Source organism: Pseudomonas sp. (assembly GCF_049300855.1).
Taxonomy (GTDB): Bacteria; Pseudomonadota; Gammaproteobacteria; order Pseudomonadales; family Pseudomonadaceae; genus Aquipseudomonas.
This window is the reverse complement of sequence record NZ_JBAQKH010000016.1, coordinates 50,390-72,363: the sequence shown is the minus strand read 5'-3', so window position 1 is coordinate 72,363 and position 21,974 is coordinate 50,390. Positions and strand designations below refer to the sequence as shown.

Genomic DNA, 21,974 nt, shown 5'->3' with positions numbered 1-21,974 from the left:
ATGAGCAACCCCCTTGATCTCAGCCTGGACGGTGTAGAACGCCGGTCGCTGGCCGACTTCACCGAAAGTGCCTACCTCAATTACTCCATGTACGTGATCATGGACCGTGCACTGCCGCATATCGGCGACGGCCTGAAACCGGTACAGCGTCGCATCATTTATGCGATGAGCGAGTTGGGCCTGGACGCTGATTCCAAGCACAAGAAATCGGCGCGTACCGTCGGTGACGTGCTCGGTAAATTCCACCCGCACGGCGACTCGGCGTGCTACGAAGCGATGGTGCTGATGGCCCAGCCGTTCAGCTATCGCTACACGCTGGTCGACGGCCAGGGTAACTGGGGTGCGCCGGATGATCCGAAGTCCTTCGCCGCCATGCGTTACACCGAAGCACGCTTGTCGCGTTATTCCGAAGTACTGCTCAGCGAACTGGGCCAGGGCACTGCCGACTGGGGACCGAACTTCGACGGCACCTTGCAGGAGCCGCTGGTGCTGCCGGCGCGCCTGCCGAACATCCTGCTCAACGGCACCACCGGCATCGCCGTGGGCATGGCCACCGACGTGCCGCCGCACAACCTGCGTGAAGTCGCCACCGCTTGCGTGCGTCTGCTCGATGAGCCGAAAGCCACGGTTGAACAGCTCTGCGAACACATTCAAGGCCCGGACTATCCGACCGAGGCGGAAATCATCACGCCGCGCGCCGACCTGCTGAAAATGTACGAAACCGGCAAGGGCTCGGTGCGCATGCGCGCCGTGTACCACGTCGAGGACGGCGACATCATCGTCACCGCGCTGCCGCACCAGGTCTCCGGTGCCAAGGTGCTGGAGCAGATCGCCGCGCTGATGCAGGCGAAACCGTCGAAGGCCCCGCAGATCGCTGACCTGCGTGACGAATCCGACCACGAGAACCCGTGCCGCATCGTGATCATTCCGGTCAACAGCCGCGTCGATCACGAAGCGCTGATGCAGCACTTGTTCGCCAGCACCGAGCTGGAGTCGACCTACCGGGTCAACGTCAACATCATCGGTCTGGACGGCAAGCCGCAGCTGAAAAATCTCCGCGCCTTGCTGGTCGAGTGGCTGGAATTCCGCGTGCAGACCGTACGTCGCCGCCTGCAATTCCGCCTCGATAAAGTCGAGCGCCGCTTGCACCTGTTGGACGGTTTGTTGATTGCCTACCTCAATCTGGATGAAGTGATCCACATCATCCGCACCGAGGAACACCCGAAAGCCAAGCTGATCGAGCGCTTCGCTCTCAGCGAGATTCAGGCCGACTACATTCTCGACACCCGTCTGCGTCAGTTGGCGCGACTGGAAGAGATGAAGCTGCGCGACGAGCAGGACGAACTGCTCAAGGAACAAGCCAAGCTGCAAGCCCTGCTGGGCAGCGAAGCCAAGTTGAAGAAGCTGGTGCGTACCGAGCTGATCAAGGATGCCGAAACCTATGGCGACGACCGCCGTTCGCCAATCGTCGAGCGCACTGAAGCCAAAGCGTTGACCGAGCACGATCTGCTGCCGAACGAGAAAGTCACCGTTGTGCTGTCGGAAAAGGGCTGGATCCGTTCCGCCAAAGGTCATGACATCGACGCCACCGGCCTGTCGTACAAGGCTGGCGACGGCTTCAAGACCTCGGCGGCGGGGCGCTCCAACCAGTTTGCGGTGTTTATCGATTCCACCGGCCGCAGCTATTCGGTTGCCGCGCATACCTTGCCGTCGGCGCGTGGTCAGGGCGAACCGTTGACCGGTCGTCTGACACCGCCACCGGGCGCTTCGTTTGAATGCGTGCTGATGCCGGAAGACGACGCGTTGTACGTGATCGCCTCCGACGCCGGTTACGGTTTCGTGGTCAAAGGCGAGGATCTGCAGGCGAAGAACAAGGCGGGTAAAGCCCTGTTGAGCCTGCCGAACAACGCCAAAGTGATCGCGCCGCGACCAGTGGCTGACCGCGAACACAACTGGCTGGCCTCGGTCACGACCGAAGGTCGCCTGCTGATCTTCAAAATCAGCGATCTGCCACAATTAGGGAAGGGCAAAGGCAACAAGATCATCGGTATTCCCGGTGAGCGTGTGGCCAGTCGCGAAGAATATGTCACGGACATCGCCGTCATTCCGGAAGGCGCCACCTTGGTGCTGCAGGCCGGAAAACGGACCCTGTCGCTGAAGGCCGACGACCTCGAACACTACAAAGGTGAGCGTGGACGTCGTGGCAATAAGCTTCCAAGGGGCTTCCAGAGAGTGGATGCGCTGCTCGTCGAAAACCTCAATTAGGCGTCCTAGAGGCGTCGATCCACGATTTAACGCGTAGATCGACGCTTTGGCGCTGGAGTCGGAACGCATATTCACGGATGATATGGCCTTTCCAAGCGCCGGCGTGGCCGAGCGTTCTTCATATTTATTGAGTATTTTCACTGTGGTCAGCCTTGTGGCGGCCACCTGGACGGGATGATGACTGCTCTGCGCCCCCTTATTTTCCTGCTCGCCGGCGTTTTGGGCCTGGCGGGTTGCAGCGTTCACCAGCCGGTGTCGCTGTATCAACTGGACAGCGGAAGTCCGGTTCAGCCTGCGCAAAGCGCGGGCATGGCGGTTTTGTTGGGCCCGGTGGTCGTAGCCGATTACCTGCAACGTGAAACACTGCTGCAACGTCAACCGGACGGCAGCCTGCAAGCAGCGACCGATGGTCGTTGGGCGGGTAGCCTTTCGTCGGATATTGATCAGCTGTTGATGCGCCAGGTCGCGGGTCATCTGGATAGCCAGCGCGTGGTACTGGCGCCGGCCACGACCGGGTTCACTCCGGATGTGCAGGTATTGCTGACCATCACGCGTCTGGACTCCGGTGAAAAACAGCCGGCGATTCTCGATGCGCAATGGCGTCTGATCGACCGCCGTGGTCAGGTGCGTGACAACCGCATCGTTCATCTGCAAGAGCTGCATGCCGGCAGTACGGCTTCGCAGGTGCAGGCGCAGGGCATTTTGCTGCAGCGCCTGGCCGAGCAATTGTCGGTGGCGCTGAAACCGTTGGCCAATCAGCCTCCGGTCGCTGAAGCACCGCGTAAGTCGGCCCCGAAACCGGCCGCGCCGGCAGCGGAAGCCGAGAAGCAGCCGAAGATTCCAATGGCCTCGCCGATTCGTACGGATATGGAAGTGTTCCGCTTCTGACGCTGGATCGAGTCAGAACAGAGCCCGCCTTGTGCGGGCTTTGTTGTGTCTGGGGTTTGGTAGGCAAGATCAACAGCCCCTCACCCCAGCCCTCTCCCAGAGGGAGAGGGAGCCGACCGTGGTGTCTCGCTTTATACATCGACCTGAAAGAGCATGGCGATTATGGATTCGGTAGAGCAAGGACTGACCGAGGGGGCTGGCGCTATACATCGACCTCAAAGAGCTTGGCGATTATGGATTCACAGCAGGGCGCTCAAGTCGGTGTAGCTCTCCAATATCCCCCAATCAGTCCCCTCTCCCTCTGGGAGAGGGCTAGGGTGAGGGGGAAAGTGCAGGCAACAAAAAAGCCCGCAGACAATCGCTTGTCTGCGGGCTTCTTCACATCAGGCCTTAAGCTTACGCCCGGCGCTCATGCATCCGCGCCAGTTGCCGCTCGAGCATCGACGGATAAGGCTCCATCAACCGCTCCACACAGCAAGCGCCCTCAGGGCTGGCGATCGGGCGGATCCGTGCACGCTGACGAATCAGCGCATCGTCACTGATCTTGCGCTCAACCAGCAGCAGATTGCGGCTGTGTTGCGACAAGGCCAGTGCGTCCTGCGCCGAATCGGTCAGCAGCAGATCAATCTGGCTCAGGCCAAACAGCTCATCGCCCAAGGTCAGGCCCAGTTGCAATTGCAGGGTGATGCCGCTGTCCGCGACCTCAATTTGCAACTGATGGCCCAGCGCGCGCAGCAACTCGCCGCAGCAGATCGCGTTGGTCAGGTAATCGTCGCCGCTGTCTTCGGTGTGGAACAGCATCAGAGTGCTGCCATCGTTCAGGGTTTCGATTTCGCCTTGATACAGCGAGGCGGCCTGATCGAGGCAATCGCGATAGCGCTCCTGCAACTCTTCCAGACGTGCCCGTGGCAAGCGGCGCAGTTGTTCCTGCGAGCCCAGTTGCACGGCCAGCACGGCGGTGTGCTGCGGCACGCTTGGCGACGGTTGGCGGACAACGGGTTGGGGCGCACCATTGAGCGACTCGTCGCGCAGGTCGGCGAATGCGTCATCGTCATCATCGTCTTCGACGGTGCTGACCAGATGCCGCGGCGCAGGCTTCTGCGCGGCCATCGGACGGGTTTCGTCGAAACTCGGATCCCGCAAGTTGCGCACCTCGAATTCCGGCTCGTCCTCTTCGTCCTCGAACTCAGGCTCCGGTTCCGGTGCAGGCTCCGGCGCGTAGTTGGCGTGCAGCTGCCGCGCCAGATCGCCGATTTCATCCTGACGGTCGATGCCCGGCGTGTGTTCGTCGATGCGGCGCAACCACACGCGCAATTGCAGCAACGGTGTCGACAGGTAGCGGCCCATGCGCAGGCTCAAGGCCAGCGACAGCGCCAACAGAATCGCACTGAGGATGCCCATGCTTTGCAGGCTGATGGTCATCGGCTGCTGGAACTGATCCATGTCCAGGCTGATGCGCAGTTGCCCGGCAGTCACGTCCTGGAAGGTGATCTTGCTCTCGTACATGCCTTCGGCTTCGCCCAGCAGGCTGTGCTTGGGCCGCTGACCGGACTCGGCGAGGATGCGGTTATCCACGCTGTAGATCGCCGCGTGGGCCACCAGTTTGTTCTTGGTCAGGTTGTTGAGCAGCACGTTGAGGCTGAGGATGTCATTGGACACCAACAGCTCCGTGGCGGAGGTGGCAGTCTGCGTGGTCAGGCTTTCGCCCAGGGCATCGGCCTGCTCGTGCATGGCCTGCTTGAATTGCAAACCCATCACGCCGGCATAGATCACCAGGGCCAGAGCGACCAGGATCACGTTATGGCTGGCAATGCGCAATGCAATCGGTACACGGCGGTGGCGCAGTGCACGGAAGATCAGCAGGAAGAAGTTATCGGTTTTAACTGGCGTGGGCCGGTTCACTGAGCTCGGCTCTTTTGTCCGTGAAGTTGACGCGCAGTATAGCGACAGGCCCTAGACCGGCAAAGCGCTCGCGGTGCCCGATGGTCACTGAAAGTGGGTAGAATGCGGTTTTTTTCCAGTTGCGGGGGTGCGCGTTGCGCGAAATCGTCCTGATTAACATCACCGGAGTCGACCGTCCGGGTCTGACTGCGGCCATTACCGGCGTTCTGGCACAAGGTGGTGTGAACATTCTCGACATCGGTCAGGCGGTGATCCACGACACCCTGTCGTTCGGCATCCTGGTTGAAATTCCCGACACCGAGCAAGGCAAATCCGTGCTCAAGGACATTCTGTTCAAGGGCTACGAGCTCGACCAGCAGGTGCGCTTCACGCCGGTGTCCGAAGAGGATTACCAGCAGTGGGTGGGCAATCAGGGCAAAAAACGCCACATCGTCACCCTGTTGACCCGCAAAGTGACGGCCGGGCAGTTGCAGGCCGTCAGCTCGATCACCGCCAAATACGGCTTGAACATTGACCATATCGACCGTCTGTCGGGTCGTATGCCGCTCGACACCCCGGCCGACAAAGGCAAAGGCTGCATCGAGTTTTCCGTACGTGGCGAAGCGGCTGATCCGCAGGCGCTGCGTGCCGAATTCCTTAGCGTCGCCCAGGAACTGAACGTCGATATCGCCTTCCAGGAAGATTCGCTGTTCCGCCGCAATCGGCGTCTGGCGGTGTTCGACATGGACTCGACGCTGATCGAAGCCGAGGTCATCGACGAACTGGCCAAGGCTGCCGGCGTTGGCGAGCAAGTGTCTGAAATTACTGAGCGGGCGATGGCCGGTGAGCTGGATTTCCGCGCCAGTTTCAAAGAGCGTCTGGCCTTGCTCAAAGGTCTGGATGTCAGCGTGCTGGATTCGATCGGCGCCTCGCTGCGTCTGACCGAAGGCGCCGAAACGCTGTTCGCCGAACTCAAGCGTCTGGGCTACAAGACCGCGATCCTGTCTGGCGGCTTCACCTATTTCGCCAAACAGTTGCAGGCCAAGCTCGGCATCGATTACGTGTTCGCCAACGAACTGGAAGTGGTCGACGGCAAGTGCACCGGCGTGGCGATCGAGCCGATTGTCGATGCGCAGCGCAAGGCTGATTTGCTCAAAGAGCTGGCGCACAAGGAAGGTTTGCGTCTGGAGCAGACCATCGCGGTCGGCGACGGCGCGAATGACCTGCCAATGCTGGCGATTGCCGGGTTGGGCGTGGCGTTCCGCGCCAAGCCGTTGGTGAAGCAGTCGGCGAAGCAGGCGATTTCGACGTTGGGGCTGGATGGCGTGCTGTATCTGCTGGGTTTCCGCGATCGTGACGGGCAGTTGTAATTAAAGATCAAAAGATCGCAGCCTTCGGCAGCTCCTACAAAGGAATATGCATTTTCCTGTAGGAGCTGCCGAAGGCTGCGATCTTTTGCTTTAAAGCGATTTCCACAACGAATCGAAATCCTCCTCGCTCCCGCCATTCTGCGCGGCCTCCAGCGAGCGATAAGCAAACTGATTGAAACTGTGCGTACTCGCCACCCGTCGATCCAGCCCGGCGCGGTGTTCTTCGCCGTGGGTATTGATCAACACTTTACTGCCTTCCTGAAACGGCAAGCGCGGCGCGAGCAGCGTCGCGGGCACATCGATCGCGCTGATCTCCGGCAGCAATAAACCGCGCAAATACTGGCTGTGATCATCCCGTGAACGCACCAGTTGCAGTCCGCAGGGCTGCGCGTGCGGTGCCACCAGCTCGATGCCCATTTGCGTGCCGCCGCCGCGCACCTGCCGAATCCAGCGGATCACGGCGATGCTCCAGCCCAGACTGGCGCTGTCCTGGATGCCGACCATTTCCCCGGCCTGCACTTCGCCGGGCACTTCTGTCGGCCAGCCAAGACAGTAACCACCGGGACTGTGGTTGATCACCGGCAGCGCATACGTCGGATAGTGCGGCGTGCTGTCAGTGCTGCTGTCGTCTTCGAGGAGCTGGTCGTACTGGATTTCTTCGTAAGGCAAAAACTGCTCGTTTTGCTGTGGCGCCGCGTCGAACGCCTGACTCCAGCTGTCCTTCTCGCCTTTGGCCACCGCGTTGCTGAAGTTCGCGGCACGAGCACCGGGATGTTTGAGCATTTCACTGAAGCTGCGCTCGCCGCCAAGATAAAAGTGCAGGGCGCTCATGCCCACGCACACGGTCAGGTTGCCCTGGCCAACGGTGCGCTGAAAGCTGCGTTCGGCCGCCTGGCCCCAAGTCGCGTGCAAGTGTTGCAGCGTGTCGAAGGTGAGCCCGGGAGGGACGATCAGCGGCGGCGCAGTGTCCTGATGCAACAAATGCGCTTCGACGGTGTTCACCAAGGGCTGCGGATCGAAGCCGAGCAGGCCGGTCTGTTGCTCGCGGCGAAACATGCTGCGATAGCGTGGCCCGGCATCCAGTTCGGCGCTGATCGCAAACAAGCCATCGTCCGGGCGGCCGGGGTGCAATTTCAGCAAGGCACTCCACGGTTCGAGGGCTTCAGCCAGGCGGGCGATCTGGTTTTGGCGCAGTTGGTTGCAGCGAGCGCTGCCCAGCAGCAGGGCGGCAATGTAAGTCTGTTCCAGGCTCGATTCTGGCGTGAAGCTGGCGAGATCGTCGTGCACCCGCCGCTGTTGCAGTTGCAACTCACACGCTGTGCGATACAGCTGATGCAGTTCGAACCACACCTGCTCCGGCGGCGAGCTGTATAGCTGCGTGGCACGCAGCAGTTGGCCTTTGAGCGCATGAGCGGCACGTTGCAAGGCCGTGCTGAGCAGCGCTGCGCGGTCCTTGCGGTACTTCGGCGCAATCCGCAGGACGATCTGTTTGTAGCCGATGGCCAGATGACTTTGCAGTGCCTGACAGAGATTGCTGATCTTGCGCGAACGTTCGTCGAGCATGATCGCCTGATGCAGAAAGTGCCGTTCCAGATGCTGGCAGACGAAGTACACCTCGGGCCGTAACAACTCGAGCAGTTGCAGGCGATTGTCGCTGGGGGTGAGTAATTGATTCAGTTCGCCCAGACCTTGGTACAACTGGCGGGCGGTTTCGCCGATGTTGGCCCTGGGCAGGCCGGCGATCCAGCGCTTGAGGTCACGCGGACTGGCTTCGCAAAACGACAGGCGCGTTTGCGTCGGGGTCGGGGCGCTCAGGGAGGCTTGGGGACGAGACTCACTCATGCCGTGACGGGCTCCGGCGGCGAAAGGGGCAGAGCCCGAAACTCTAGCAGCTGTGGTCTGTTTCGTCGGCTGGCGTCAGGTTTTTTGACCGCTGGTCTGCTGGCCGGATGCCATTCCACAAGCCCTACTAGTCTCTCAGGCGTGCGATCGGAAACGCACGGTTGCACGGCCTGCCGTCAACCTCGGGCAGGTCTCCCGAAACTTCAAGGAGATGAGGTTCATGTCTAAATATGCAGTGGCAAATCAATGGGGCGGTAGTTCGGCGCCTTGGCATCCGGGTGGAACCTGGGTGCTGGGAGGGCGGGACAACCAGAATGTCGTCGCTATCGACATCAAGTCAGGCGACGACGGCAAAACATTCACCGGCACCATGACGTACGCCGGCGAGGGTCCCATTGGCTTCAAAGCGCAACGCACCGGTCAGAACCAGTACAACGTCGAAAATCAGTGGGGTGGCAACGATGCCCCATGGCATCCGGGCGGCAAGTGGGTGATTGGCGGCCGGGACAATCAGAACGTTGTTGCGTTGAGCGTCACGTCCAGTGACGGAGGGAAAAACCTCAGTGGCACCAATACCTATGTCAACGAAGGCCCAATCGGCTTCCGTGGGCAGATAGAGTAACGGCACCACCGAGTCGTATCCGCCCTTTCGCAGACGTGCGATCGGGCGGATCAGTGGCTCACAGCATTTCAGGCGTTTGGCAGCGCCAGACCCTGGCCCATCTGCACCGGCGAACCGGCCACCAGTTCTTCAGCCCATTTAACCTGATCCGGGCCGAACAGCACGATTGCGGTCGAGCCCAGCTTGAAGCGACCCAGTTCGGCACCTTTTTCCAGGTGGATCGGCGCGCGCGCGGCTTCGTCGTAGCGGAAGGTTTTCAGCTCGCGTTTCGGCGGCGTGACCAGACCGGCCCACACGGTTTCGATCGACGCGACGATCATCGCGCCCACCAGCACCACGGCCATCGGGCCGCGCTCGGTGTCGAAGATGCACGCCACGCGCTCGTTGCGGGCGAACAGCTCCGGCACGTTTTCAGCCGTGGTCTGATTTACCGAGAAGATTCGGCCCGGGATGTAGACCATTTCGCGCAGGGTGCCGGCCAGTGGCATGTGCACGCGGTGGTAGTCCTTCGGCGACAGGTAAATGGTGGCGAAGTCGCCGCCCATGAACGGCGCTGCGTTGGCCGCGTCACCGCCGAGCAGTTCCAGCACGCTGAAGCTGTGGCCCTTGGCCTGGAACACGCGACCGTGTTCGATCGGACCGAGTTGGCTGACCGCACCGTCGGCCGGGCTGAGGATCGCGCCCGGGGTCTGGTCCAGCGGACGCGCGCCGTCTTTCAGGGCACGGGTGAAGAAGGCGTTGAAGTGCTCGTAAGCGGTCAGGTCTTCGACCAGCGCCTGCGACATGTCCACTTGATAACGCTTGGCGAACCATTGGGTGAAGGCATTCTTGAACCAGCGCACGCGGCACTCGGCAATGCAGCCGGCCAGGCGCGACAGCAGGTGATGAGGCAGCAGGTACTGGCTGAGGATAAACAGACGCTCTTTCATTAGTTGTCCTTAAAAACCTTAAATCTCGACTGGCGTGTCAGGGTGGTTGCCCCATTCGCCCCAGGAACCGGCGTAGCCCTTGACCCGCGGATAACCGAGGGACTTGGCCACCAGATAAGTGAAGCCCGACCGGTGATGGGTCTGGCAGTGGGTAATGATTTCTTTGTCCTTGGTGATCCCGAGGTCTTCGAGGATCTGCGGCATGTCTGTGCGAATACGCAGCTGACGGGCCTTGTCCATGCCGGCGGTCCATTCGAAATTGACCGCGCCGGGGATATGGCCAGCCTTGGCCGCCAGGACTTTCTCGCCGGAATACTCCAGTGGCCCGCGCGCATCCCAGATCGCCAGATCGGCGGCGCCGAGACGGCTTTGCAGGTATTCACGCGTGGCGGTTGGCGCGTCGTGCAAGGTCAGCGCCAGCGGCCCACCGACAACGGGCGGCACCTGAATCGACATCGGCATGCCATCGGCCAGCCATGCCGGTAGACCACCGTCCAGATAGTGGTACTTGTCGTGACCGATAACGTCGAGCAGCCAGATGAAACGGCCGGCCCAGCCGCCGCCTTCGTCGTCATAGACCACGTAAACCGCGTCCTGGCGATGGCCCAGTTCACCGAACAGGGCTTCCAGATCGGCTTTGGCCGGCAGCAGGCCCGGCGCCGGCGGCTGGCCGAGCTGGGTGCGTTTCGGGTCGACAAAGCGTGCGCCGGGAAGATGACCTTCGGTGTAGCGGGCAGCACTGGTCAGGTCCACCAGAATCAGGTTGCTGGCCTCAAGCCGAGGCAGCAAGTCGCTCGGTTCGATGACGAGCGGCAAGCCAGAGAAGTCAGACATGTGAGGTCTCCAGAGCACAAAGGGGAGGATTGTAGCGCAGCCTCATCGGCCACGGCTGCTAAAGCTGTGCAGGGCCTTTTCGATGCACTGCGCGGTTTTGCCAAAGGCCTGCACGGTGATATCGGCGAACGGCCCGCCGCCCTGATCGGCGACGACGATCATGATCACCCGGCCATTGTTGACCAGTGAGCGCAGCATCAGATGCTCGCCGCGAAACAGCGTGCGCAGGCTCGGCGGCAGCAGGGCGGAGAATTGGGCGTTGTTGTCCGGGTTGATTCGCACTTGCGCCTGTTGCCCGAGTAAACGTTGCAGCACGCTACTTTGGCTGACAGCGAAAGTCAGCGCCGCGGCTTCTTTTGGCAAACCATAGGTTTGTTGCACGCGCAGACTGGATTGGCTGCGGTCGGCCATCAGGATCATCACCCGGCGCATGCCGCTGGCGGCCAGGGCGTCGCGGGCGGCAACGGTCAGGCTCATCGCATTGGTGAAGCGGCTGGGCTCGGCGAGCAGTTCAGCGCATTGCCGACGCCATTGCGTCAGATCTTCAGCGCTTGGCGCGGCGGCCGGCAACATCCCGGCCGGCAACCGATGGGTGCCCCATGGCCACAACAGCGAAACGGCCGGGTGCCACAGATCCGGCATCGAATGATGACGCGCGCTGTTCGCGGCCTGCTGGTGCAACTGTTGTTGCACGTCGTCCATCGAGATTTGCAGATAAAGGCTGGTCAGGTACTGCCAGCGCTCGCTGTGCGGACTGTCCCACGCCTGTTGCGCCGACAGCGCCAGACCGTTGGCCAGCAGCACGGTGTTGGCCGGCTGGTTGAGCCAGCGGCGCAGGGTCGGATCGTCATCGAGACGATTTTGCTGGCGCAACGGATGCTCGCTGTCGCGGGCGATACGCAGCACCTTCACCAGTTCGCGCTGCTCACTGAGCAGCAACTTATAGCCTTGTTGCACCCAGATCGGCAGGTGCCAGACTTGTACCAGCGCGTCAGCGATTTTCAGCAGGCGTACACCAAATAGCTGCTTCTCGACCGCACGCGCCGATTCGCCCTTGTGGATAACCCGCAATTCCCATTCTTCGAGCAATTGCGGATAGGTCAGCGCCAACGGCCACAGCGGCGACAGAAACAGCAGGCTGCCCCAATGAATGTCCTGCCACAGCCGCGCCAGGCGACTGGCGAAAAAGCCATTGGCCTGTTGCGTCGCGTGCTGACTGATCATTTGCAGTTGGCGCAGGGCCTTGGGGATTTGCATCTGCGGTTCGGCGGGCAGCCGGGCGAGCAATTCCTCCGTGCGCGCCAGGCCGAGACGGTTGATCGCCACTTCAAGGTTTTCCGCCGGCGCGGCCATCGTGCCGTGGGTGTGACGATTCGCCTCACGGATGATGCTCAGTGCCAGAGCCGGGCTGTCCTGCATCAGGTCGGCGATGTCCCGCAACGAACTGCGATTGTCGCGAATCGCCCGACACACTTTGTCGTGAGACTCTTGCGGTACGGGCAGCCGGACGCCATCGAGCAACTTTACCCAGCCGTCGAGGGTGGTCGGTTTTGCGTGTGGGACGTTCGTTTCATTAGCCATGTCTGGAGGGGATCTTCACTGACTGTAGACGCGCCCGGCATGGGCTAAATTGGCTTTTCGCCTGAACTGGCTATAGTCTGGCGCAGTTTTGCCGATAAGTAGAAGAAGAGATTTTTTAACTTCCGAATATGACCTTGAACCCGACTCAGTAAGTACTTTCCTACCTATGGCTAAAATTATCGGCATCATCGTCGTATTCGCGAGCGTGCTCGGCGGATACGTGCTCTCCCACGGCAAGATTGCCGCCCTGATCCAGCCTTTCGAGGTGATGATCATCGGTGGTGCGGCACTGGGTGCATTCCTCCAGGCCAACCCCGGCTATATGACGATGCACGTGCTCAAGAAATCCCTGAGCATGTTCAGTTCGCGCTTCAGCCACACGTTCTATCTGGAAGTGCTCGGCCTGATCTACGAGATTCTCAACAAGAGCCGCCGCGAAGGCATGATGGCTATTGAAGGCGACATCGAAGACGCCGCCGCGAGCCCGATCTTCGCCAAGTACCCGGCGGTGCTCAAAGACGAACGCATGACCGCGTTCATCTGCGATTACCTGCGCATCATGTCGTCCGGCAACATGGCACCGCACGAGCTGGAAGGCTTGTTCGACATGGAGCTGTATAGCCTGAAGGAAGACCTTGAGCACCCATCGCATGCGGTGAACGGCATCGCCGACGCCATGCCCGGTTTCGGTATCGTCGCGGCGGTACTCGGTATCGTGGTGACCATGGCCTCGCTGGGTGAAGGCGATCAGAAGTCCATCGGTCTGCACGTCGGTGCGGCACTGGTCGGTACCTTCTTCGGTATTCTCGCGGCGTACGGTTTCTTCGGCCCGTTGGCGCATTCCCTGGCCCACGATGCCAAGGAAGAGCTGAACGTCTACGAAGCCATCAAGGCCTCGCTGGTGGCTTCGGCTTCCGGCATGCCGCCGTCGCTGGCGGTCGAGTTCGGTCGCAAGGTGCTGTACCCGGCCCACCGTCCAAGCTTTGCCGAGCTGGAACAAGCCGTTCGCGGTCGCTAAGTCATGGAAAATAATCAGCCGATTATCATCAAGCGCGTCAAGCGCATAGCCGGCGGGCATCACGGCGGGGCGTGGAAAATCGCCTTCGCCGACTTCGCCACGGCGATGATGGCGTTCTTCCTGGTGTTGTGGCTGCTGTCCACGGCAACACCGGAGCAGAAGATCGCCATCGCCGGTTACTTCAAGGACCCGGTCGGCTTCTCCGAAAGCGGCACGCCGTACATCATCGACCTGGGCGGCACGCCGACCCTGGCGCCGGAAAACACCCTCAACCCGGAAGTGAAATCGCAGCCGCAGCCTGACAAGGTCACGGTCGACACCGAACAGGTTGAAGGCATGGCCGAGCAGGTCGAGAAGGAGCGTCTGGAACTGCTCCTGCAAGAACTGCAGAACAAGGTCGACGAGAACCCGCAACTGCAGAAGTTCAAGGACCAGATTCTCTTCGAAATCACGCCGAACGGCTTGCGCATCCAGATCATGGACGCCGAGAACCGGCCGATGTTCGACTCAGGTTCCGCACGCCTGAAGCCGTACTTCGAAGACATCCTGCTGGCCATGGCCGACACCATCAAAGCGGTGCCGAACAAGATCAGCATCAGCGGTCACACTGACGCCAAGCCGTACACTGGCACTGGTGATTTCGGTAACTGGGAGCTGTCGGCCAACCGCGCCAACGCGGCCCGTCGTGCCTTGATCGCCGGCAGCTATCCGGATGCGCAAGTGGCGCGGGTCGTCGGTTATGCCTCGTCGGCGCTGTTCGACAAGGAAAACCCGTTCAACCCGGTCAACCGCCGCATCGACATTGTGGTGCTGACCAAAAAGGCTCAAGCGGCGATCGAAGGTTCGCAAGGTGCCGATCCGGCGAAACCGGCGGATCAAGGCCAGAACGGCGCCGCTCCGGCAGCGCCGGTCGACCCGAATGCACTGCCGGCCGATCAGCAACCGGTGCCGGCGCACGAATTGCGCGAACGCCTGAACCTGTTCGACGACGCTGCGCCGAAACCGGCTGAGCCGGGGAGTGCGGCGCCCGCGCCGGCTGCCCCGCCAGCCACTGTGCCGGCCCCCGCGCCGAAACAGTGACCGACAAAAAGCCACGGTTACCGTGGCTTTTTTGTATCTGCCTGCGTCGCAATGACCAGTCGCAGTTTTCGCAATCACGGAAGATCAGTAAATGGAAAGACTCAAAGCCTATTTTCAACGGCACGGCAACGCACCCTTCAAGTTTGGTGAAGGGCGGGTCAGTGGCTATATTTCGGCCACCCTTGGGCTGCTGAGCCTGCTGGCGGTGTTCTGCTTTCTCTTCCCGGAGTGGCTGACCACAGCCGAACTGCGCAAGGTCTATGACGAGCAGTTCGCGCGCACCACGCTATTGCTTGGTCTGGTGGTTTCGTTCAGCCTCGGCACCTTGAATATCCTGCTCAACAAGCGCAAGCGTCTGGGGATTACCGGTCTGGTTGCGTCGGGCCTGGCGGTGTTCCTTGGGGGCACCAACGTACAAGTCAGCGCGATCGGGCAGACGCCGTACTCGCTCGGTCTGGACTGGTTCGTGCTGGCGCTGCTGGTGTCGGCGATCGTGTTCATTCCGCTGGAAAAACTCTATTCCAAGGATCCCGAGCAAAACATCCTGCGCCCGCACTGGCGCACCGACCTGACCTACTTTTTCGTCAGCCACATGCTGGTGCAATTCATCCTGATCTTCATCACCGCCTCGTCGAGTTACATCGCCGGTTGGGCGATGTCGCCGAGCGTGCAGGCCAGCGTACAAAGCCTGCCGTTGCTGGTGCAGTTCCTGCTCGCAATCCTGGTTGCGGATCTCGGTCAGTACTGGCTGCACCGGCTCTACCATGTGGTGCCGTGGCTGTGGCGCATCCACGCCGTGCATCATTCCAGCACGCACATGGACTGGCTCGCCGGTTCGCGCGTGCACTTCATCGAAATCCTGCTGACCCGCACTGGCGTGCTGGTACCTCTGATGTTGTTGGGCTTCGCGCCTCAGGCACTCAACGCCTACGTGATTCTGGTCGGCGTACAGGCAGTACTGGCCCACGCCAACGTGCGAATCAATGGCGGCTGGCTGAACTACCTGATCGTGCTGCCGCGTTACCACCATTGGCACCACGCCCGGCACAAGGATTACATCTACAAGAACTACGCAATCCACACGCCGCTGGTGGACATGCTGTTCGGCACGTTCAAATTGCCACCCAAAGAATGGCCGGTGCGTTATGGCGTGTTCGGCAAGGAATTGCCGGGCGGGATTGTGCGTCAGCATTTGTATGCGTTTCGCAAGCCTGAGCCGAAATAGGTTTGGAAGTTGAAGAAAGCCGCGTTTGATACGCGGCTTTTTTGTGCCTGTTGAACGACAGGTTGTTGTAACGGAAGCGTCCTTCCAGCTTTGACGAATCTCCCTACATCTATCTTTTTTTTGCCTTGTTAGCGTGCTGGCCAGTTTTCGCGAGCACGAACCACGGACGGTTTGGACATCGCGCTCTTTTCCTCTTTGCTTAAGGATAAGCGTATGTTCCGGTCGGCCAATGCGGCGCATTTTGCGTTGCACATTCCTGCTATCCGTCACGACTTCAAGGTGCTGGCCTTCAGCGGCACCGAAGCGATCAGCACCCTCTACGGCATTCACATTGAACTGGTCAGCGAACACCCGGATTTCGATCTGGAAAGTTTGCTCAGCCAGCCCGCATTTTTGCAATTTGGCCACAACGGCGAAGGCATTCATGGGCGTATCGAAGACGTCCTGGTCGGTGAGGCCGGCAAGCGCCTGACCCGTTATCACCTGACGCTGGTGCCAGCGCTGCATTACTTACAGTTCAGCCACGATCAGCGGATTTTCCAGCAGCGCACGGTGCCGCAGATCATCGCGCAGGTGCTCAAGAAGCATGGCATTCAAGGTGATGCATTCTCCTTTCATGTCACTGCGAACCCGCCTCGTGACTACTGCACTCAGTACGCGGAGTCAGATTTTGAATTCATCCAGAGGTTGTGCGCCGAGGACGGCATCGCCTGGCATCACCAGCATTCGGCGGACGGCCATTTACTGGTGTTCACCGATGATCAGGTGTTCCTGCCCACACTCGGCGCCACGCCGTATCAACAAGACTCGGGTATGGTCGCCGAGCACTCGGTGGTCAGCCGCTTCAGTGTGCGAACCAGCACCCGCACCAGCACCGTCACCCGCCGCGACTATGACCTCAAACGTCCGAGCTTGTTGCTCGAAAGCCACTTCACCGCCGAGTTCACGCCGGCGCTGGAGGATTATCGCTACCCGCTGTTGATCGAGAACGAAAAGCGCGGCAAGCAGTTGGCCCGACAGGCGCTGGAACGCCATCGCAGCGACTATGAATTGGGCGAAGGTCATAGCGATCAAGCGAACCTGCGTTGCGGCCATCTCTTCGAACTGACCGAACACCCGCGCAAAAGCTGCAATGACTTATGGCTCTTGCTCAGCGTATTCCACGACGGCCGGCAACCACAGGTGCTGGAAGAGTCAGTCACCAGCGACGTCAAAGCCGCCGACGGTTTCACTCAGGGTTATCGCAACACCTTCAGGGTGATTCCCGCTGAGGTGGTGTTTCGCCCACCGTTGCCCGCACTTCGCCGGCCGTTGGTCAGCCAGACCGCCCGCGTCACCGGGCCGGTCCATGAAGAAACGGATTGCGATGAGTTCGGCCGCATTAAGTGCGAGTTCAATTGGGACCGCGCTGAACACAACAGTGAACGTAGCAGTTGCTGGATTCGGGTGTCCTCGAGTTGGGCCGGAGAAGGCTTCGGTTCAGTGACGATTCCACGCATCGGCATGGAAGTCGTGGTGACCTTTCTCGAAGGTGATCCGGACAAGCCATTGATCACCGGTTGCGTGCCCAACAAGGTCAAGTCCCCGCCCTACGCCTTGCCCGAGCACAAGACCAGAACTGTGCTGCGCAGCCAAAGTTCGCCGCACACCGGCGGCTACAACGAACTGATGATCGAGGACCGTGCCGGCCAGGAAAAAATCTACCTGCGCGCCGAACGTGATTTCGAGCAACTTATCCTCAATGACAGCCAAAGCCTGATACGTCATGACCGCATCGAACAGGTCGACAACCACAGCACCAGCCTGATCAAGGCTGATGAACGGCACACCACTGAGGGTATGCGTAACACCGTCATCGGCACCGACGACGTGCTCAGCATCAGTGGTAACAGCAGCACCACAGCGGATGGAACGCTGGTGATTCAGGCTGGCCTGCATGCACGCGTTACGGCTAGCCAAGTGGTGATCGACGCCGGCACGAGCCTGACGCTGACGGCGGGTGGGCATCACATCGTGATCAATTCGGGCGGGATCTTCAGCAGTGTCGCCATCGTCGAGGGTGGCGCGCCAGTGGCCGGTGTGCCGGCGCAGACGGCGTTGGCGGCAGCAGCCGAGGATGTTGTCGTTGAATCCATCCCAATGGAGGCCCTGCTCAAACAAGCCATCGTCTTTCGTGAGGCGGATACCGGCATTTGTCCTGTATGCAATGTCGCCGAGAGGGCTGAAGCATGAGGTCAGAAAGTCCGAACAAAGGATTGCTCCTGATCGACGGATCTCAATATAAGGACGGCACGGGTTGGCTTCACGAGCACTACGGTCCAGACCATCCGCAGTCGCTGTTCAACCGCACCGCTTACGAGCCAATCAGCGCTTGCGGACCGTTTTTGCTTAACGCCTCAATCGGCAGTTCGACCCATACCGCGTGGTGGAGCGGCGCGGATCTGCAACACGGCGTATGGCTGGCAACGTCTAAAACCACCCAGCAGTTGCTGTCGATTTTGCAGCGCCGCTTACGGATCGTTGACGAGCAACAACAAGAATTCTGGTTGCGTCTGGCCGACGGCCCGGCGCTGACCCGCGCTTGGATGGCAAGTGCGCAATGGCCGAAAGGCTTCTGGTTTGGTGTCGACAGTGTCTGGCTGAGGCACGGAAACAGACCTGTCTGCGCCTGGGAAAACCAGCATCCGGAATACGATTCAGCACCAGAGGAAAAAGCTCTGGTCGCGCAAATAACCCTGTCTGAGTCACTGCTGCTGGCGCTCAGTCTGCCGGCCAATCCGGAGACAAACCCATGAGCGCCGGCCACAAGAATCGCTTTGGCACTTGCCCGCTGTTCGCCGCCGTTTTGCCATTGCGTTACGCAATTGGCCCGACGGCCTCTGTTGCCACCGATGCTCATGGTTTGCCTGCGCTGACTGGGCAATTCCCCGAGCTTGGGCCGCGCCATCCTGACCTGACTGAGCATCCACTCAACTACACCGCCCGTTTGTTGCGTGACGGCTGGCTTTACGTCTGGGAAAGCAAGCCAGCCCAACTGGTGGAGTATCAAGTCGAAAAGGCATTGCTCACCCAAACCCCGCGCGCGGGCAAAGTGATAGATACGCGGGTCAAACCGCATCTACTGTTGCGGGCCGGTGATCCTGCCGCATTGGTGTGGTCGCCCGTGCGCTGGAGCGAGCCGCAATTCGTTGCAGCCAAAACCGACGCCGCCGTGCGTAAGCGCATCATGCGCAGTCTTGTCCCGGGCGTGGCACCGTTCAGCGGCCCGGTCGAAACCGTCGGCAAACAGATCGGCGAATACGCCGATGCAACACGGTACGGCTGGAGCGCTCAGCCTGAAACGGAGCACGCGCCTGACTGGTTGAAAATGCAGCGACAGATGAAGGCATGCGAGCAACAGACCTTTGCAGTTATCGATGATCCGTGGGGCGTGCTGTTCGATCTCGCTGCGCTGATCCGTGTTCGCAAAACCGCGTTCGACAGCTATCAGGAGCATCACGCCGAAGAATGGGCGATAGCCGGTGTTCTCAAGTCCCTGAGCGAAAGCGACCGTCAGTTGAATGCGCAACTGCCGTCCATTACTCGCTACGACGAACTCCAGCGGACATGGAAGGATCAAGAGGCACAAAACGAGCGATATACCGCTGATGTTCGGCATCTGGCTCAACTCTGGGTGGCATGGTTCAACACCCTGCAAGCGACCGGCCCGTCGAGCATGGACACGGCTTGCGGCCACTTCGACATTACCCAGGCGATTGCCCGAGAAGCCTTCGAGCTGCATTTCGCCGAAGCCTGCCTCGGGCCGGCGAGCACTAGCATTGGCGCTGAGGCCATCACCCGCCACCTGGACGGTGACAAGGCCGGCAAGCCATGGCTGCTCTGGGCGTTACTCGGGTTACCGTCGCGGCTGAGCATTGGCGAAATCAAATACATCGTGGACTTCGGCGATCTAACGCGCGACAACAACGCGGCTGTTCAAGAGAGCGCCGACAAACTGGCCAGAGCCTTTGCCCATGCCGAAGGGCTGAACAAAGCCGCCGACAAGCTCAAGCAACACAATCCGGCGGCCAGTCTTGAAGCATTGTTCTTGTCTCTCGCCCCCGTCGCCGCGCTGCAACTGCATCAGGCCGACAATGCCGCCAGCAACGCCGGGCGCCTGTACATGGCGGCAGCATTGGCCCGCAGCGATCAGCGCATTCAGACGTTGGCTGTTACGTCGCGTCAATTGGGTGAGTGGTACAGCGACTTGATGGGCACTCGGCAGACACTGCCCGCGCCTCTGAATGTTGCGTCGCTGGCCAGTGGCGTGTCGGCGGGGATTCCGTTCATGCATCTGGTGCCGGCCAGTACCCAGTTGGCGCCGTTGCCGGTGAATCTGGCGGCGGGGGGTGAGTTGAGTGGTGTGTTTGATTTGAAGGGGGCGTTGAGTAAGGCGCCGGTGAAGGTTTTGGTGACGTTGGTGGCGGGGGGGAATTTTGTTTGGACGGGAAGTACGTTTCTCGACAAAAAAACGATCAAAAATGGCCTCGTTGCAATCGGGGCAGGATTCGGGGTGGCGGCGGCAGGTGCTGCCATCGTTCAGCGAGTCGCTGAAGTCAATTGGGCTTCGGCAGTTCGACAGAGTGGTAGCACCTCAATTTCGTCTCGTCTGCTTTTGGTCAACGCGTTGGGGCGTGCAGCCATTGCTTCTGGATTTCAAGTTGCCGTACTCGCTTTTGACGTCATTTTCTACGGAATAGAAGCCTTTGAGGCTTACCAAAAAGGCGATTTCGACACCATGGTGGCGAATCTGACAATTATCGGTGCCGAGGTGGCAAACGTTGTGCTCCATGTACAGCTTTTCCGAATTTACCGTGCCGCCCAAGCGGCCGTGTTGGCCGGCGAGATGTCAGCCATTGCAGCGGGGATGAATGTTGCACCGCATATCGCCATAAAAATACTTGGCTTTACTGTAGTAGTGGTCGCAGGTGTCGTGGCCCGACTCTACACAACAGACACGCCCTTGGAGCAGTGGGTAAAACACAGTCGTTTTGGCATCCGCCCGGACGAGACCTGGTCGAGCAGCTATGCCCAGTCCATGGACAAGTTGTATCCGATTCTCTTCCCCATCAGTTTTGAAGCTCAGCGGCTGTCGGAAATGAACCCATATCAAGGGCAAGTCACATCCACGTACCTGATGCTGAAACTGCCCGGGGAAAATGTATCGCTGACTGAAGGAATGATTCATTTCAAGGGCATCGAAGTCTGGGGCGATACCCTTGGTTACCATCCAGAGAAAACCAAAAAGGTCGAATGGACGGGTAACGACTTTGCTCTGCATATCGGCAGCCGCATTCCTGTATCACAGGGCACGACTCCGTATCGCCGTGTGTACCATGAGGACGGCGTGCGGGACTTGATGCGAATCGAGGGCGAGTTGGTTTATTCCCCGCAAGAAGGACTGACGTTGCCAGCGGTCACCATCATGGAACGAGCATGGATATGAACAAACTGGATCAGCCAAAAGGCAGTGCTTCATCCACCGTAATCCTTGAAGCCAATAAATCCACGGGCGAGCAGCCAATGGAGTTGTTCATTACCGATGAACACACTGAGTATTACCTGGCGCTGCAATCAGGAGGCGACTCGGATCGAGGTCTGTGGACGGGGGTGTTTGGTGGAATGGGGGCAGTTACTGGATTAGGGCTCGGACTTATTAGCCTTATACAGAGTGGTGATTTAGAAGGGATCTTCATCATGCTTTCTATATGCGTTCCACTTTTTTTGGTTCCTTTCCTATGGGAAACCCTGCGCCCGCTTCCGCTCCCCATTCTGTTTAATCGCCGTACCCGCGAAGTCTATTTCGATCATGACGGTGACCTATTCCACGCACCATGGGATGACATCTCAGCTGTAGCTAGCGAGTTCCAACTCGTCGGCACTCATATCGGTGCTATGCAAAGCGCTTCGCTGGAAATCCGGATGTGGAAATTTGAAGAACCGCAAATGGCCCTGATGGTCAGCCTTGGGTCACCCTTCGGTAAAAACCTGGAGATGCAAAAAGGCTTTTGGGAGTACATCCGCTCCTACATGAACAACGGCCCTTACTTTGATGAACACGGTAATCACAGTGAGTCTGATGTTTTTGTAAAAAGCCAACTCGCGGCCCGATTTAAAATGAGCGACAGCTTCAAACAAACACTGGCAGACATCAGACAAGCCAGAAAAGACGCTGGGGGAAAGAATTATTTAAGCGGCAGCGATATGGCGAAACTGATCTTCGAGCCCATGCTCTATCCCACCGATCGGATTAAAGAATTTACCTACAGCGTTGCTAAGCGCCGTTCCCGAAATCTGTGGCCAAAAGTGGTCACTGAGCGGCTGAAAGCCAGCGGGCCAACCACACGGCTAGCGGATTTGGAATTGCAGGAAATACTGACTGAATAGTCGGGAAGCAAGG

At 59.6% G+C, this 21,974-nt stretch carries 16 protein-coding genes; 11 read left to right on the top strand and 5 right to left on the bottom strand.

The window, feature by feature from the left end; all coding sequences use genetic code 11:
- Together parC and WA225_RS05455 are read left to right on the top strand one after the other, a co-directional pair.
- Nucleotides 1-2,265: a DNA topoisomerase IV subunit A gene (gene parC, locus WA225_RS05460; RefSeq protein ID WP_422607150.1), complete on the top strand. Its 2,265-nt coding sequence runs from the start codon at nt 1-3 to the stop codon at nt 2,263-2,265.
- Between the two features lie 177 nt (nt 2,266-2,442).
- Nucleotides 2,443-3,153: a PqiC family protein gene (locus tag WA225_RS05455; RefSeq protein ID WP_064117177.1), complete on the top strand. Its 711-nt coding sequence runs from the start codon at nt 2,443-2,445 to the stop codon at nt 3,151-3,153.
- A gap of 396 nt (nt 3,154-3,549) precedes the next feature.
- Here WA225_RS05455 and WA225_RS05450 read toward each other — a convergent pair whose 3' ends face one another.
- The gene (locus tag WA225_RS05450) at nt 3,550-5,055 is read right to left on the bottom strand and encodes an AhpA/YtjB family protein (RefSeq protein WP_175553003.1); all 1,506 of its coding nucleotides are present in this window, start codon (nt 5,053-5,055) and stop codon (nt 3,550-3,552) included.
- A gap of 134 nt (nt 5,056-5,189) precedes the next feature.
- On the opposite strand from WA225_RS05450, the gene serB reads away from it, so the two are divergent.
- The gene (gene serB / locus WA225_RS05445; protein ID WP_158959860.1) at nt 5,190-6,404 is read left to right on the top strand and encodes a phosphoserine phosphatase SerB; all 1,215 of its coding nucleotides are present in this window, start codon (nt 5,190-5,192) and stop codon (nt 6,402-6,404) included.
- Between the two features lie 90 nt (nt 6,405-6,494).
- Here serB and WA225_RS05440 read toward each other — a convergent pair whose 3' ends face one another.
- Nucleotides 6,495-8,246 (bottom strand): molecular chaperone, encoded by a 1,752-nt coding sequence (locus WA225_RS05440; RefSeq protein ID WP_422607149.1) that lies wholly within the window; start codon nt 8,244-8,246, stop codon nt 6,495-6,497.
- 220 nt (nt 8,247-8,466) lie between these two features.
- Between WA225_RS05440 and WA225_RS05435 the strand changes: the two genes are divergently transcribed.
- Nucleotides 8,467-8,868, top strand: coding sequence for a lectin OAA (locus WA225_RS05435; protein WP_422607148.1), 402 nt, complete (start codon nt 8,467-8,469; stop codon nt 8,866-8,868).
- A 68-nt stretch (nt 8,869-8,936) separates the two neighbouring features.
- Here WA225_RS05435 and asd read toward each other — a convergent pair whose 3' ends face one another.
- Genes asd through WA225_RS05420 form a run of 3 tightly spaced genes read right to left on the bottom strand, consistent with a single transcriptional unit; the run spans nt 8,937 to nt 12,212 of the window.
- The gene (gene asd / locus WA225_RS05430; RefSeq protein WP_422607147.1) at nt 8,937-9,797 is read right to left on the bottom strand and encodes an archaetidylserine decarboxylase; all 861 of its coding nucleotides are present in this window, start codon (nt 9,795-9,797) and stop codon (nt 8,937-8,939) included.
- A gap of 18 nt (nt 9,798-9,815) precedes the next feature.
- Nucleotides 9,816-10,631: a thiosulfate sulfurtransferase gene (rhdA, locus tag WA225_RS05425; RefSeq protein ID WP_422607146.1), complete on the bottom strand. Its 816-nt coding sequence runs from the start codon at nt 10,629-10,631 to the stop codon at nt 9,816-9,818.
- Between the two features lie 42 nt (nt 10,632-10,673).
- Nucleotides 10,674-12,212, bottom strand: a complete 1,539-nt coding sequence (locus tag WA225_RS05420) for an HDOD domain-containing protein (RefSeq protein ID WP_422607145.1) — start codon at nt 12,210-12,212, stop codon at nt 10,674-10,676.
- A 166-nt stretch (nt 12,213-12,378) separates the two neighbouring features.
- On the opposite strand from WA225_RS05420, the gene motA reads away from it, so the two are divergent.
- The 7 genes from motA to WA225_RS05385 all read left to right on the top strand — a co-directional run bounded on the left by motA (nt 12,379) and on the right by WA225_RS05385 (nt 21,961).
- Nucleotides 12,379-13,230, top strand: a complete 852-nt coding sequence (gene motA / locus WA225_RS05415) for a flagellar motor stator protein MotA (RefSeq protein WP_007952169.1) — start codon at nt 12,379-12,381, stop codon at nt 13,228-13,230.
- Between the two features lie 3 nt (nt 13,231-13,233).
- Nucleotides 13,234-14,310, top strand: a complete 1,077-nt coding sequence (gene motB / locus WA225_RS05410) for a flagellar motor protein MotB (RefSeq protein WP_422607144.1) — start codon at nt 13,234-13,236, stop codon at nt 14,308-14,310.
- Between the two features lie 91 nt (nt 14,311-14,401).
- Nucleotides 14,402-15,535 (top strand): sterol desaturase family protein, encoded by a 1,134-nt coding sequence (locus WA225_RS05405; protein ID WP_422607143.1) that lies wholly within the window; start codon nt 14,402-14,404, stop codon nt 15,533-15,535.
- Between the two features lie 213 nt (nt 15,536-15,748).
- On the top strand, nt 15,749-17,767 hold the full coding sequence (gene tssI, locus WA225_RS05400) for a type VI secretion system tip protein TssI/VgrG (RefSeq protein ID WP_422607142.1): 2,019 nt from the start codon (nt 15,749-15,751) through the stop codon (nt 17,765-17,767).
- Nucleotides 17,764-18,330: a DUF4123 domain-containing protein gene (locus WA225_RS05395; protein ID WP_422607141.1), complete on the top strand. Its 567-nt coding sequence runs from the start codon at nt 17,764-17,766 to the stop codon at nt 18,328-18,330. The genes tssI and WA225_RS05395 overlap by 4 nt, the downstream gene beginning before the upstream one ends.
- Nucleotides 18,327-21,020, top strand: a complete 2,694-nt coding sequence (locus WA225_RS05390; protein ID WP_422607140.1) for a toxin VasX — start codon at nt 18,327-18,329, stop codon at nt 21,018-21,020. Before WA225_RS05395 ends, WA225_RS05390 begins: the two co-directional genes overlap by 4 nt.
- Nucleotides 21,011-21,961: a hypothetical protein gene (locus WA225_RS05385; RefSeq protein WP_422607139.1), complete on the top strand. Its 951-nt coding sequence runs from the start codon at nt 21,011-21,013 to the stop codon at nt 21,959-21,961. The genes WA225_RS05390 and WA225_RS05385 overlap by 10 nt, the downstream gene beginning before the upstream one ends.
- Nucleotides 21,962-21,974 lie beyond the last annotated feature (13 nt).